The sequence below is a fragment of the Streptomyces sp. ALB3 genome, assembly GCF_044385685.1.
Taxonomy (GTDB): Bacteria; Actinomycetota; Actinomycetes; order Streptomycetales; family Streptomycetaceae; genus Streptomyces.
The window spans coordinates 137409-150894 of record NZ_JBISCE010000032.1 but is presented as its reverse complement, the minus strand read 5'-3'; the positions used below and the strand labels follow the sequence as shown (position 1 = coordinate 150894).

Genomic DNA, 13486 nt, shown 5'->3' with positions numbered 1-13486 from the left:
GGTTCGGATCGATTTTGGTGACGCGAAGGAGAAGGCAGATGTCCGGCCACTCTAAATGGGCTACGACGAAGCACAAGAAGGCCGTGATCGACGCCAAGCGCGGCAAGCTCTTCGCGAAGATGATCAAGAACATCGAGGTCGCCGCCCGCACGGGTGGCGCCGACGTGTCCGGCAACCCGACCCTCTTCGACGCCATTCAGAAGGCCAAGAAGAGCTCGGTCCCGAACAAGAACATCGACTCGGCGGTCAAGCGCGGCGCCGGCCTCGAGGCCGGCGGTGCCGACTACGAGACGATCATGTACGAGGGCTACGGCCCGAACGGCGTCGCGGTGCTCATCGAGTGCCTCACCGACAACCGCAACCGTGCCGCGTCCGACGTCCGTGTCGCCATGACCCGCAACGGCGGTTCGATGGCGGACCCGGGATCGGTCTCGTACCTGTTCAACCGCAAGGGCGTCGTGATCGTCCCCAAGGGTGAGCTGACCGAGGACGACGTGCTCGGAGCGGTGCTCGACGCGGGTGCCGAGGAGGTCAACGACCTCGGTGACACCTTCGAGGTGCTCAGCGAGGCCACCGACATGGTCGCGGTCCGCACGGCGCTGCAGGAGGCCGGCATCGACTACGACTCGGCCGAGGCCAACTTCGTGCCGACCATGCAGGTCGAGCTGGACGAAGAGGGCGCGCGCAAGATCTTCAAGCTGATCGACGTGCTGGAGGACAGCGACGACGTGCAGAACGTCTTCGCCAACTTCGACGTGTCCGACGAGGTCATGGAGAAGGTCGACGCCTGAGGCGGCGGCACGTGGCGCACCGACGGGCCGACGGGACACACCCGTCGGCCCGTCGCATTGTCAGCGGTAGCCGATAACCTGCGGGAACAGATGACCGAGCGGCGGAGGGGGCCCATTCATGCGGGTGCTGGGCGTGGACCCGGGGCTGACCCGGTGCGGTGTCGGAGTCGTCGAGGGAGTGGCCGGCCGGCCGCTCACCATGCTCGGCGTCGGCGTCGTGCGGACCCCGGCCGACGCGGAGCTCGGCCACCGGCTCGTCGCCATCGAGCGGGGCATCGAGCAGTGGCTCGACGAGCACCGCCCCGAGTACGTCGCCGTGGAGCGGGTCTTCAGCCAGCACAACGTGCGCACGGTGATGGGCACCGCGCAGGCCAGCGCCGTCGCCATGCTCTGCGCGTCGCGTCGCGGCATCCCGGTCGCCCTGCACACCCCCAGCGAGGTCAAGGCCGCCGTCACCGGATCGGGACGCGCCGACAAGGCCCAGGTCGGAGCCATGGTGACCCGGCTGCTCCGGCTGGCCGAGCCACCGAAGCCCGCCGACGCGGCCGACGCCCTCGCCCTCGCCATCTGCCACATCTGGCGCGCGCCCGCGCAGAACCGACTGCAACAGGCCGTCGCCGCCCACCGCACGCTGAAAGGCCGTACCGCATGATCGCCTTCGTCTCCGGCCCGGTGGCCGCCCTCGCTCCGACCACGGCCGTGATCGAGGTCGGCGGCGTCGGGATGGCCGTCCAGTGCGCCCCCGGCACACTGGCGGGCCTGCGGATCGGCCAGGAGGCCAAGCTCGCCACCTCCCTCGTCGTCCGGGAGGACTCGCTCACCCTCTACGGCTTCGCCGACGACGACGAGCGGCAGGTCTTCGAGCTCCTCCAGACCGCCAGCGGCGTCGGGCCGCGTCTCGCCCAGGCCATGCTCGCCACCCACAGCCCCGACGCCCTGCGCATCGCCGTCGCCACGGGGGACGAGAAGGCGCTCACCGCCGTGTCGGGCATCGGCAAGAAGGGCGCGCAGAAGCTCCTCCTCGAACTCAAGGACCGGCTCGGCGAACCGGTGGGCGCGCACATCGGCCAGCAGGGCGTCGGAACCGCCGTCAGCAACTCCTGGCGCGACCAGTTGCAGGCCGCCCTGATCGGCCTCGGCTACGCCACGCGTGAGGCCGACGAGGCAGTGACCGCCGTGGCCCCGCAGGCCGAGGCCGCGATCGCCGGCGGCGGCCAGGCCCCCGTGCCCCAGCTGCTGCGCGCCGCGCTGCAGACGCTCAACCGCGCACGCTGACCCCCGGGCCCACACGCCCCCTACGCCGGCCGGAACACCGCACGGACCGGCACCGAAGAACCCGAGGCGGGACTGACGAGATGAACTGGGACGAGACCGGAACCGACACCGGCGACCTCACGGACGAGCGGCTGGACGACCGGCTGGTCGACGCCGGGGCGGACGGTGAGGACACCGCGGTCGAGGCCGCCCTGCGCCCGAAGGACCTCCACGAGTTCGTCGGCCAGGAGAAGGTGCGCGAACAGCTCGACCTGGTCCTCAAGGCCGCCCGGGCCCGAGGCGCCACCGCCGACCACGTGCTGCTCTCCGGCGCCCCCGGCCTGGGCAAGACCACCCTCTCCATGATCATCGCGGCCGAGATGGGCGCGCCGATCCGGATCACCTCCGGCCCCGCGATCCAGCACGCCGGAGACCTCGCCGCGATCCTGTCCTCGCTCCAGGAGGGCGAGGTCCTGTTCCTCGACGAGATCCACCGCATGTCCCGGCCCGCCGAGGAGATGCTCTACATGGCGATGGAGGACTTCCGGGTCGACGTCATCGTCGGCAAGGGCCCGGGAGCGACGGCCATCCCGCTGGAACTGCCTCCCTTCACCCTCGTCGGCGCCACCACCAGGGCAGGACTGCTCCCGCCCCCGCTGCGCGACCGCTTCGGCTTCACCGGGCACATGGAGTTCTACGCCCCCACCGAGCTGGAGCGGGTCATCCACCGCTCCGCCGGACTGCTCGACGTCGCCATAGACACGGCGGGCGCCGCCGAGATCGCCGGCCGCTCCCGGGGCACGCCCCGTATCGCCAACCGGCTGCTGCGCCGCGTCCGCGACTACGCCCAGGTCAAGGCCGAGGGCAGGATCGACCGGGACATCGCCGCCGCTGCCCTGCGGGTGTACGAGGTCGACGCGAGGGGGCTCGACCGGCTGGACCGCGCGGTGCTGGGGGCCCTGCTGAAGCTCTTCGGCGGAGGCCCCGTCGGGCTCTCCACCCTCGCGGTGGCCGTGGGGGAGGAGCGCGAGACGGTCGAGGAGGTCGCCGAGCCCTTCCTCGTGCGGGAAGGGCTGCTCGCGAGGACCCCGCGGGGCAGGGTCGCCACCCCCGCGGCATGGGCCCACCTCGGACTCGTACCGCCCCAGCACGGCGCAAAGGGACAACAGGGCCTGTTCGGGGCCTGATCAAGGACGGGCTGGCCAGCAGGGGAACCACGGTGCGATGCTGGACGTTGTTCCAATGATGCGGACTCGCTTAGACTCCGCCGATGCCGCCCGTACAGGTCGGTGTACCCACCCCCGTAGACCAGGCCGCGTGCACCCAGCGTGGTCGTGCGAAGGAAGTTCCGTCCCGTGAGTCTCGTGACCCTCCTCCCCTTCATCGTGCTCATCGGGGCCATGTTCCTGATGACCCGGTCCGCCAAGAAGAAGCAGCAGGCGGCTGCGCAGATGCGCAACGACATGCAGCCCGGCACCGGCGTCCGGACGATCGGGGGCATGTACGCCACCGTCAAGGAGATCCAGGAGGACACGGTTCTCCTCGAGGTCGCTCCCGGCGTGCACGCCGTCTACGCCAAGAACGCCATCGGCGCCGTCCTGGACGACGCGGAGTACAACCGCATCGTCCACGGCGACGACGAGCTGGAGAGCGACGGCACGGTCGTCCCCGACGACGCCTCCTCCCTCACGGCCGGCGAGACGGCGGACGCCGACGCCGACGTCGCGAAGATCGACCTGGGCAAGAAGGCCGAGGACGCCGACGCGCCGAAGGACACCGCGGCCAACAGCGCCGAGGCCAAGGCCGACGGCGAGGGCGACGCGAAGTAGTTCCACGACCCACAGACGCCGGGCACCCACGGGTGTCCGGCGTCTCACGGGCCGTGCGGTCTTCTGCGGGGGCGGGTCCCCACAACACTTCGTGGCCGCTCGGGCGCGTACCCGGCGCGGGGCGGTTGGACAGGGAGAAACGAAAAGGTGGCAGCACCGAAGAAAGGCCGGGGCTCAACCGGTGGACAGGGCAGGCCGGGGCGTGCCCTGGCTCTGATCCTCATCGCCATGGTCGCCCTGACCGGCGGGATGTTCCTGTCCGGTCACACCACGCCCCGGCTCGGTATCGACCTCGCGGGCGGCACGTCGATCACCCTCAAGGCGAAGAGCCAGCCCGGCAAGCCCGAGGCGATCAACGAGACCAACATGAACACCGCGGTCAGCATCATCGAACGCCGTGTCAATGGTCTGGGCGTCTCCGAGGCCGAGGTTCAGACCCAGGGCGCATCGAACATCATCGTCAACATCCCCAAGGGGACGAATTCGAAGCAGGCCCGGGAGCAGGTCGGTACGACCGCCCAGCTCTACTTCCGGCCCGTGCTCACCGTCACCGGCGGCGAACCGACGCCCGAAGGTTCCGCCAGCCCGTCAGCGAGCGGTTCCGGGAAGCCGAACGCCACGCCCAGCGCGAAGGCGAGCGACCCGGAGACCGCCTCCGACCCGAAGACGACGCCCTCGGCGAGCGCCACCACCCAGGGACGCGCCGTCACCGGCGCCCTGACGAAGGACACGACGCCGACACCCAGCGCCCCCGGTGCCGCGGAGACGCCCGCGGCCACAGGAACGCCCGACCCCGCCACCGCGGCGCTCGAGAAGAAGTTCACCGCGCTGGACTGCACCGACAAGCCCGCCCGTGCAGCGGCCGGCGACGGCGTCAAGCCCGAGGAGCCGACGGTCGCGTGCAGCTCCGAAGGTGACGCCAAGTACCTCCTCGGCCCGGCCGAGGTCTCCGGCACGGACGTCGACGACGCCAAGGCGCAGTTCGACCAGCAGCGCGGCATCTGGCTCGTCTCCATGGAGTTCACCGACAAGGGCTCCAAGAAGTTCCAGACGATCACGAAGAAGCTGTCGACCCAGCAGTCCCCGCAGAACCAGTTCGCGATCTCCCTCGACGGCGAGGTCGTCTCCGCGCCCCAGGTGAACGAGACCCTCAGCGGCAGCGCCGAGATCTCCGGCAGTTTCACCCAGCAGTCGGCTGAGGACCTGGCCAACGTCCTCTCCTACGGCGCGCTCCCGCTGTCCTTCAGTGAGGACACGGTGACCACCGTCACCGCGGCTCTCGGTGGCGAGCAGCTGGAGGCCGGTCTCATCGCCGGTGCCATCGGTCTGGCCCTGGTCGTCATCTACCTGGTGGCCTACTACCGCGGGCTGGCGCTCATCGCGCTGCTCAGCCTCCTGGCCTCCGGCATCCTGACCTACACGATCATGGCGCTGCTCGGCCCGGCCATCGGCTTCGCGCTGAACCTGCCCGCCGTCTGCGGCGCCATCGTGGCGATCGGGATCACGGCGGACTCGTTCATCGTCTACTTCGAACGCATCCGGGACGAGATCCGGGAGGGCCGCACGCTGCGCCCGGCCGTCGAGCGCGCCTGGCCCAGGGCCCGGCGCACCATCCTCGTGTCCGACTTCGTGTCGTTCCTGGCCGCGGCCGTGCTCTTCCTCGTCACCGTCGGCAAGGTCCAGGGCTTCGCGTTCACGCTGGGCCTCACGACCCTGCTCGACGTGGTCGTGGTGTTCCTCTTCACCAAGCCCGTGATGACACTGATGGCCCGCACGAAGTTCTTCGCCAGCGGTCACCCGTGGTCCGGCCTGGACCCGAAGCGGCTTGGCGCCAAGCCGCCGCTGCGCCGCTCACGCCGCGTCAACGTCCGCACCGACCACCCGAAGGAGGCGTGAGATGTCGCGACTCGGCAATCTCGGCGCCCGGCTCTACCGTGGCGAGGTCGGTTACGACTTCATCGGCAAGCGCAAGATCTGGTACGGCGTCTCGATCCTGATCACTATCACGGCCATCCTCGGTCTCGCGGTCAGCGGTCTGAACATGGGCATCGAGTTCAAGGGCGGAGCCGTCTTCACGACCGACTCGAAGGCCCAGGTGTCCGTCTCCCAGGCACACGAGGACGCGGTCGAGGCGTCCGGCCACGAGGCGATCGTCCAGGAGCTCGGCAACGGCGGACTCCGGATCCAGATCACCGAGGTCGACACCCAGAAGGCCGACGAGATCAAGGCCCAGCTCTCGCAGGACCTCGGCATCCCCGAGGCGGAGATCAACGCGGACCTCGTCGGCCCCAGCTGGGGTGAGCAGATCGCCAACAAGGCCTGGGCGGGCCTCGGCATCTTCATGGTCCTCGTGGTGGTCTACCTGGCCATCGCCTTCGAGTGGCGGATGGCCGTCGCCGCGCTCATCGCGCTGATCCACGACATCACCATCACCGTCGGTGTCTACGCCCTCGTCGGCTTCGAGGTCACCCCGGGCACCGTGATCGGTCTGCTGACGATCCTCGGTTACTCCCTCTACGACACGGTCGTCGTCTTCGACAGCCTCAAGGAGGGCCAGAAGGGGATCACCAAGCAGACCCGCTGGACCTACAGCGAGATCGCCAACCGGTCCATCAACAGCACGCTGGTGCGCTCCATCAACACCACCGTCGTCGCGCTGCTGCCGGTCGCCGGCCTGCTCTTCATCGGCGGCGGTGTCCTCGGGGCGGGCATGCTGAACGACATCTCGCTGTCGCTCTTCGTCGGCCTCGCGGCCGGTGCGTACTCCTCCATCTTCATCGCCACCCCGCTGGTCGCCGACCTCAAGGAGCGCGAGCCGCAGATGAAGGCACTGAAGAAGCGGATCCTGGCCAAGCGGGCCGCGGCGGCGGCCAAGGGCGAGTCCGTCGAGGACGAGCGCGACGACCGGGCGCAGGACCTCGACGACGACACCGAACACGCCGGTGCCGTCGTGGGCCAGCGCCGGGAGGCCGGAGGCCACGGCCGCACTCCGAGGAACCGCCGATGACCGGCGCGGACGTCACCGACGCGACCCGGGAGCTGCTGCTCAGCCGCATCCGGGACGTGCCGGACTACCCGAAGCCCGGGGTGGTCTTCAAGGACATCACCCCGCTGCTGGCGGACCCGGCGGCCTTCAGCGCGCTCACCGACTTCTTCGTGGAGCTGTGCGTCAGGCACGGCGCCACCAAGATCGTCGGCCTGGAGGCGCGTGGCTTCATCCTGGCCGCGCCGGTAGCGGTCCGCGCCGGGATCGGTTTCGTCCCCGTCCGCAAGGCGGGGAAGCTGCCCGGGGCCACCCTGGGGCAGGCGTACGAGCTGGAGTACGGCACGGCGGAGATCGAGATCCACGCCGAGGACCTGGCCGCCGACGACCGGGTGATGGTCATCGACGACGTCCTGGCCACCGGCGGTACCGCGGAGGCCTCGCTGGACCTGATCCGGCGGGCCGGAGCGCAGGTCGCCGGGGTGGCGGTCCTCATGGAACTCGGCTTCCTCGCGGGCCGCACCCGCCTGGAGGCCGGGTTGCGGGACGCTCCGCTGGAGGCTCTGATCACCCTCTGACCTGCATCGCGTGGCCGCCCCACGCTCAGGGACCTACAGGACGGGCACCCGGGAACATCCGGGTGCCCGTCCCGCGTTGTGAGGGGTTCCACACTCCCCGGGCGAGGACCCGCCCAGGGGTCGATACGATGGGCATTCCGGTAGCCCGGATCCGCACGAGGAGCGCTCTTGCCAGACGAGGCCCAGCCAGTCGCCGCCCCGCAGCCCGATAGGCCCGCGGCGGCCTCCGCCACGCCCGGAAAGGCGCAGCCCGACCGGCCGGGCACGTCCGGGCCCGCACAGGGCCCCGCCCAGGCTCCGGCCTCCGAGACGCCCGCCGCCGCGGCGAAGCCGACCCCGCCTCCCGGGACGAAGCCGGCTCCCCCTCCCGGCGCGAAGACCGCACCGTCCTCGGGCGCGGAGCCGGCAGCCCCGGCGAAGCCCGCTTCCGGGGCAGCGGCGCCGACGCCCCCCGCGGCGAAGCCCCCGGCCCGGTCCGCCGCCCCGCCGGCTCCGACCGCACGCTCCGGCGGCTCCTCCAACCGGGTCAGGGCCCGCCTCGCCCGGCTGGGCGTGCAGCGCTCCAGCCCGTACAACCCGGTCCTCGAACCCCTCCTGCGCACGGTCCGCGGCAACGACCCCAAGATCGAGTCCGCCACCCTGCGCCAGATCGAGAAGGCGTACCAGGTCGCCGAACGCTGGCACCGGGGGCAGAAGCGCAAGAGCGGCGACCCCTACATCACGCACCCGCTGGCGGTCACCACGATCCTCGCCGAGCTCGGCATGGACCCTGCGACCCTGATGGCGGGGCTGCTGCACGACACGGTCGAGGACACCGAGTACGGCCTGGACACCCTGCGCAAGGACTTCGGCGACCAGGTCGCCCTCCTCGTCGACGGCGTCACCAAACTCGACAAGGTCAAGTTCGGAGAGGCCGCCCAGGCGGAGACCGTACGCAAGATGGTCGTCGCCATGGCCAAGGACCCGCGCGTCCTCGTCATCAAGCTCGCCGACCGGCTGCACAACATGCGCACCATGCGCTACCTCAAGCGGGAGAAGCAGGAGAAGAAGGCCCGCGAGACCCTCGAGATCTACGCGCCGCTGGCACATCGCCTGGGCATGAACACCATCAAGTGGGAACTGGAGGACCTCGCCTTCGCGATCCTCTACCCCAAGATGTACGACGAGATCGTCCGCCTCGTCGCCGAACGCGCGCCGAAGCGGGACGAGTACCTCGCCATAGTGACCGACGAGGTCCAGGCCGACCTGCGCGCCGCCCGGATCAAGGCCACCGTCACCGGGCGGCCGAAGCACTACTACAGCGTGTACCAGAAGATGATCGTGCGGGGCCGCGACTTCGCCGAGATCTACGACCTGGTGGGCATCCGCGTCCTCGTCGACACCGTCCGCGACTGCTACGCGGCGCTCGGCACCGTCCACGCCCGGTGGAACCCGGTCCCCGGGCGGTTCAAGGACTACATCGCGATGCCCAAGTTCAACATGTACCAGTCGCTGCACACGACGGTGATCGGTCCCAGCGGCAAGCCCGTCGAGCTCCAGATCCGTACGTTCGACATGCACCGCCGCGCCGAGTACGGCATCGCCGCGCACTGGAAGTACAAGCAGGAGGCCGTCGCCGGCGCGTCGAAGGTCCGCACCGACATCCCCAGGAACACGGGTGGCGGCCGCGGGCAGGACACCGTCAACGACATGGCGTGGCTGCGCCAGCTCCTGGACTGGCAGAAGGAGACGGAGGACCCCAGCGAGTTCCTGGAGTCCCTGCGCTTCGACCTGTCGCGCAACGAGGTCTTCGTCTTCACGCCGAAGGGCGACGTGATAGCGCTGCCCGCCGGGGCGACACCGGTCGACTTCGCGTACGCCGTCCACACGGAGGTCGGCCACCGGACCATAGGGGCACGGGTCAACGGACGGCTCGTCCCGCTGGAGTCGACGCTCGACAACGGTGACCTGGTGGAGGTCTTCACCTCCAAGGCGGCAGGCGCGGGGCCCTCCCGTGACTGGCTCCAGTTCGTCAAGTCGCCCCGGGCGCGCAACAAGATCCGCGCCTGGTTCTCCAAGGAGCGGCGCGACGAGGCGATCGAGCAGGGCAAGGACTCCATCGCGCGTGCCATGCGCAAGCAGAATCTGCCGATCCAGCGGATCCTGACCGGCGACTCCCTGGTCACGCTGGCGCACGAGATGCGCTACCCCGACATCTCGTCGCTGTACGCGGCGATCGGCGAGGGCCATGTCGCGGCTGCCGGCGTCGTCCAGAAGCTCGTCCAGGCACTCGGCGGCGAGGACGCGGCCAACGAGGACCTGGCGGAGAGCTCACCGCCCTCGCACGGGCGCAGCAAGCGCCGGGCCAAGGCGGATCCGGGTGTGGTCGTCAAGGGTGTCGAGGACGTCTGGGTCAAACTGGCCCGCTGCTGCACGCCCGTGCCCGGCGACCCGATCATCGGTTTCGTCACGCGGGGCAGCGGCGTCTCCGTGCACCGTGCGGACTGCGTCAACGTGGACTCGCTCTCCCAGCAGCCCGAGCGCATCCTCGACGTCGAGTGGGCGCCCACCCAGTCCTCGGTCTTCCTCGTCGCCATCCAGGTCGAGGCGCTGGACCGCTCCAGGCTGCTCTCCGACGTCACACGGGTCCTGTCCGACCAGCACGTGAACATCCTGTCGGCCGCCGTGCAGACCTCGCGGGACCGGGTGGCGACCTCACGCTTCACCTTCGAGATGGGCGACCCCAAGCACCTGGGACACGTCCTGAAGGCCGTACGCGGCGTGGAGGGCGTGTACGACGTCTACCGGGTCACCTCGGCGCGCCGGCCGTAAGGCGCGCCGCCCGTAAGGCGCACCCGCGCCCGGCATCCGCCCGCCGGCGACGAGACCCTGTCGCCGGCGGGGCACTGCGGGCGTCCACCTCGTACCGCCGCGCTCCGGCCGGCGCCGTCGCCGTCCGGACATGAGAGGGGCCCCCGCACGCGTCGCGTACGGAGGCCCCTCTCGCAGGGCTCGGTGACCGGCTCAGCCGCCGAACTCCTCCAGGCCCTTCAGGGCCTGGTCCAGCAGAGCCTGCCGGCCCTCCAGCTCACGGGAGAGCTTGTCGGCCCTGGCGTTGTTGCCGGAGGCGCGCGCCGTGTCGATCTGCGTGCGCAGCTTGTCCACGGCCGCCTGGAGCTGACCGGTCAGACCCTCGGCGCGTGCCCGCGCCTCCGGGTTCGTCCGGCGCCACTCCGACTCCTCGGCCTCCTGGAGCGCGCGCTCCACCGCCTGCACCCGGCCCTCGACCTTCGGGCGGGCGTCGCGCGGGACGTGGCCGATGGCCTCCCAGCGCTCGTTGATGGAGCGGAACGCTGCCCTGGCCGCCTTCAGGTCCGTCACCGGGACGAGCTTCTCGGCCTCGGTCGCGAGCTCCTCCTTCAGCTTGAGGTTCTCGCCCTGCTCCGCGTCCCGCTCGGCGAAGACCCCGCTGCGTGCGGCGAAGAAGACGTCCTGGGCTCCGCGGAAGCGGTTCCACAGCTCGTCCTCGGCCTCGCGCTGCGCGCGGCCCGCGGCCTTCCACTCGGTCATCAGGTCGCGGTAACGCGCGGCCGTCGCCCCCCAGTCGGTCGAGCCGGAGAGGGACTCCGCCTCGGCGACCAGCTTCTCCTTGACCTTGCGGGCTTCCTCACGCTGGGCGTCCAGCGCGGCGAAGTGCGCCTTCCGGCGCTTGGAGAAGGCCGAGCGGGCATGCGAGAAGCGGTGCCACAGCTCGTCGTCGGACTTGCGGTCCAGACGGGGCAGCCCCTTCCAGGTGTCGACGAGCGCCCTCAGACGCTCACCTGCCGACCGCCACTGCTCGCTCTGCGCCAGCTCCTCGGCCTCGACGACGAGCGCCTCCTTGGCCTGACGGGCCTCGTCGGTCTGCTTCGCCTTCTGGGCCTTGCGCTCCTCGCGGCGTGAGTCGACCGTCGCGACGAGCGCGTCCAGCCGCTTGCCGAGCGCGGCGAGGTCGCCGACGGCGTGGTGCTCGTCGACCTGCTGACGAAGGTGCTCGATCGCCGCCGTGGCGTCCTTCGCCGACAGGTCGGTGGTCTTCACCCGCCGCTCGAGGAGGCCGATCTCGACCACCAAGCCCTCGTACTTGCGCTCGAAATAGGCCAGAGCCTCCTCGGGGGAACCGGCCTGCCACGATCCGACGACCTGCTCGCCCTCGGCTGTACGCACGTACACGGTGCCTGTCTCGTCGACACGGCCCCACGGGTCGCTGCTCACAGCGCCTCCTCCACCTGATGCATCGAGGGGGTTCGCCCCCCGTGCATCGTCCACAGTTTCCTGGGGCGGGCAGCGCCCGCCCTGCACAACGCCAATCTAGGCGACCGGCCACCCGGCTGTCCGCACTCAGCGCGGCTGAAATTCTCCCGTGCGCTCCACGAGCCCGTGCCGGGCGGCCGTGCGATCGGTCAGGCCTTCTCGACCGTCGCCTTCTCGACCGTGACGGCCTTCTTGGGAGCCCCGTCGCCTGCCCCGCCGGCGACGCCCGCCTCGGCGATCTTCTTGACGGCCTTCAGGCCCGCGGCGTCCATGGTGCCGAACGGCGTGTAGCTGGGCGGCAGTTTGGTGTCCTTGTAGACCAGGAAGAACTGGCTGCCGCCCGTGCCGGGCTGGCCGGTGTTCGCCATCGCGACGGTGCCCGCCGGATACGTCACCGCTCCGTCGGCTCCCGGCTTGCCCAGCGCCGTCAGGTTCTCGTCCGGGATCGTGTAACCGGGACCACCCGTCCCGTCACCCTTCGGGTCACCGCACTGCAGGACGAAAATGCCCTCCGTGGTGAGCCGGTGGCACTTCGTGTCGTCGAAGTACCCCTTGTCCGCGAGGGCCTTGAACGAGTTGGTGGTGCGCGGGGTCTTCGCCGCGTCCATCGCGATGCCGATGTCACCCTGGCTCGTCGCGAGCGACATCGAGTACTTCGCCTTCTTGTCGATCTTCATCGCGGGTTCGGGAGCCTTGCTCTCGCTCTCCGAGGGCGACGCCGACGGGTCGGCGCTCGCAGCCGCGTCCGCGGGCTTCTTCGTGTCGTCGCCGTCGAGCGAGACGTACGCGCCGGCGCCGATGAGCGCCACGACGGCCACCGACGAGGCGATGATCACCGTGAGACGCCTGGTCCTCCGGCGCGCTTCCTCCCGGCGCTGCTGCTGCCGCTCGAACTTCTCCCGGGCGAGCTGCCGCCGCCGCTGATCGCTGCTGACCACCGGATGGTCTCCTTGTACGTCGTGTGATCGGACCTGGAATGCCCGTACGGTATATGGGTTAGCTGTGGAATGAGGAGCGCCGGTAGTCTCTGGTCTGCCGCATGTCCCTCCGCGGCCCTCCTCGTCGGACGAACACTAAGGACGATCGTGCTCATTGCCGGGTTCCCCGCCGGGGCCTGGGGGACCAACTGCTACCTGGTCGCCCCTGCCGCCGGTGAGGAGTGCGTGATCATCGACCCCGGCCACCAGGCCGCCCAGGGCGTCGAGGAAGCGCTGAAGAAGCATCGGCTCAAGCCCGTCGCCGTCGTCCTCACCCACGGCCACATCGACCACGTCGCCTCGGTCGTCCCCGTGTGCGGCGCCCACGACGTCCCCGCCTGGATCCACCCCGAGGACCGCTACATGATGAGCGACCCGGAGAAGGCGCTCGGCCGCTCCATCGGCATGCCGCTCATGGGGGAGCTGACCGTGGGCGAGCCCGACGACGTCAAGGAGCTGGCCGACGGCGCCCGGCTGGAACTCGCCGGCCTGGAGTTCGGCGTCGCGCACGCGCCCGGCCATACCAAGGGGTCGGTGACGTTCAGGATGCCCGAGGCCGCGGATGTCCCGCAGGTCCTCTTCTCGGGCGACCTGCTCTTCGCCGGCTCCGTCGGACGCACCGACCTGCCCGGCGGCGACCACGCCGAGCTGCTCGAGTCGCTGGCCCGCGTGTGCCTGCCGCTCGACGACTCGACCGTGGTGCTGTCCGGCCACGGCCCCCAGACGACCATCGGCCGCGAGCGCGCCTCCAATCCGTACATGAACGGTCTGGCCGCGCCCCGCCGAGGAATGTGACGAGAGA

General features: G+C 70.4%; 12 protein-coding genes. 10 read left to right on the top strand and 2 right to left on the bottom strand.

All coding sequences use genetic code 11. The features are described 5' to 3' along the window. Positions 1-38: 38 nt before the first annotated feature. The 9 genes from ACHFIV_RS20065 to ACHFIV_RS20025 all read left to right on the top strand — a co-directional run bounded on the left by ACHFIV_RS20065 (position 39) and on the right by ACHFIV_RS20025 (position 10246). Complete coding sequence (locus ACHFIV_RS20065; RefSeq protein ID WP_033304359.1) at positions 39-791, top strand: YebC/PmpR family DNA-binding transcriptional regulator; 753 nt, start codon at positions 39-41, stop codon at positions 789-791. Between the two features lie 118 nt (positions 792-909). Beyond that, positions 910-1443: a crossover junction endodeoxyribonuclease RuvC gene (gene ruvC / locus ACHFIV_RS20060; RefSeq protein WP_398970718.1), complete on the top strand. Its 534-nt coding sequence runs from the start codon at positions 910-912 to the stop codon at positions 1441-1443. Beyond that, positions 1440-2066, top strand: a complete 627-nt coding sequence (ruvA, locus tag ACHFIV_RS20055; protein ID WP_398970716.1) for a Holliday junction branch migration protein RuvA — start codon at positions 1440-1442, stop codon at positions 2064-2066. The genes ruvC and ruvA overlap by 4 nt, the downstream gene beginning before the upstream one ends. Positions 2067-2146: 80 nt before the next feature. After that, positions 2147-3232 (top strand): Holliday junction branch migration DNA helicase RuvB, encoded by a 1086-nt coding sequence (ruvB, locus tag ACHFIV_RS20050; RefSeq protein WP_382090774.1) that lies wholly within the window; start codon positions 2147-2149, stop codon positions 3230-3232. A gap of 168 nt (positions 3233-3400) precedes the next feature. After that, entirely contained in the window at positions 3401-3874 is a 474-nt protein-coding gene (yajC, locus tag ACHFIV_RS20045; RefSeq protein WP_398970713.1) for a preprotein translocase subunit YajC, read from the top strand. A gap of 147 nt (positions 3875-4021) precedes the next feature. Then, a complete protein-coding gene (secD, locus tag ACHFIV_RS20040) occupies positions 4022-5770 on the top strand; it encodes a protein translocase subunit SecD (protein ID WP_398970710.1) in 1749 nt (582 codons plus the stop codon). A 1-nt stretch (position 5771) separates the two neighbouring features. Then, positions 5772-6881: a protein translocase subunit SecF gene (gene secF / locus ACHFIV_RS20035; RefSeq protein ID WP_398970708.1), complete on the top strand. Its 1110-nt coding sequence runs from the start codon at positions 5772-5774 to the stop codon at positions 6879-6881. Then, positions 6878-7435 (top strand): adenine phosphoribosyltransferase, encoded by a 558-nt coding sequence (locus tag ACHFIV_RS20030; RefSeq protein ID WP_398970705.1) that lies wholly within the window; start codon positions 6878-6880, stop codon positions 7433-7435. The genes secF and ACHFIV_RS20030 overlap by 4 nt, the downstream gene beginning before the upstream one ends. 168 nt (positions 7436-7603) lie before the next feature. Next, a complete protein-coding gene (locus tag ACHFIV_RS20025) occupies positions 7604-10246 on the top strand; it encodes a RelA/SpoT family protein (RefSeq protein WP_398970703.1) in 2643 nt (880 codons plus the stop codon). Positions 10247-10438: 192 nt separating this feature from the next. Here the strand turns inward: ACHFIV_RS20025 and ACHFIV_RS20020 are convergent, their stop codons facing one another. Both ACHFIV_RS20020 and ACHFIV_RS20015 read right to left on the bottom strand, forming a co-directional pair. Beyond that, the gene (locus ACHFIV_RS20020; protein ID WP_398970700.1) at positions 10439-11668 is read right to left on the bottom strand and encodes a DUF349 domain-containing protein; all 1230 of its coding nucleotides are present in this window, start codon (positions 11666-11668) and stop codon (positions 10439-10441) included. A gap of 188 nt (positions 11669-11856) precedes the next feature. After that, complete coding sequence (locus ACHFIV_RS20015) at positions 11857-12645, bottom strand: peptidylprolyl isomerase (RefSeq protein WP_398970697.1); 789 nt, start codon at positions 12643-12645, stop codon at positions 11857-11859. Between the two features lie 147 nt (positions 12646-12792). Here ACHFIV_RS20015 and ACHFIV_RS20010 point away from each other — a divergent pair, with 147 nt between their 5' ends. After that, entirely contained in the window at positions 12793-13479 is a 687-nt protein-coding gene (locus tag ACHFIV_RS20010) for an MBL fold metallo-hydrolase (protein WP_398970695.1), read from the top strand. Positions 13480-13486: the final 7 nt, after the last annotated feature.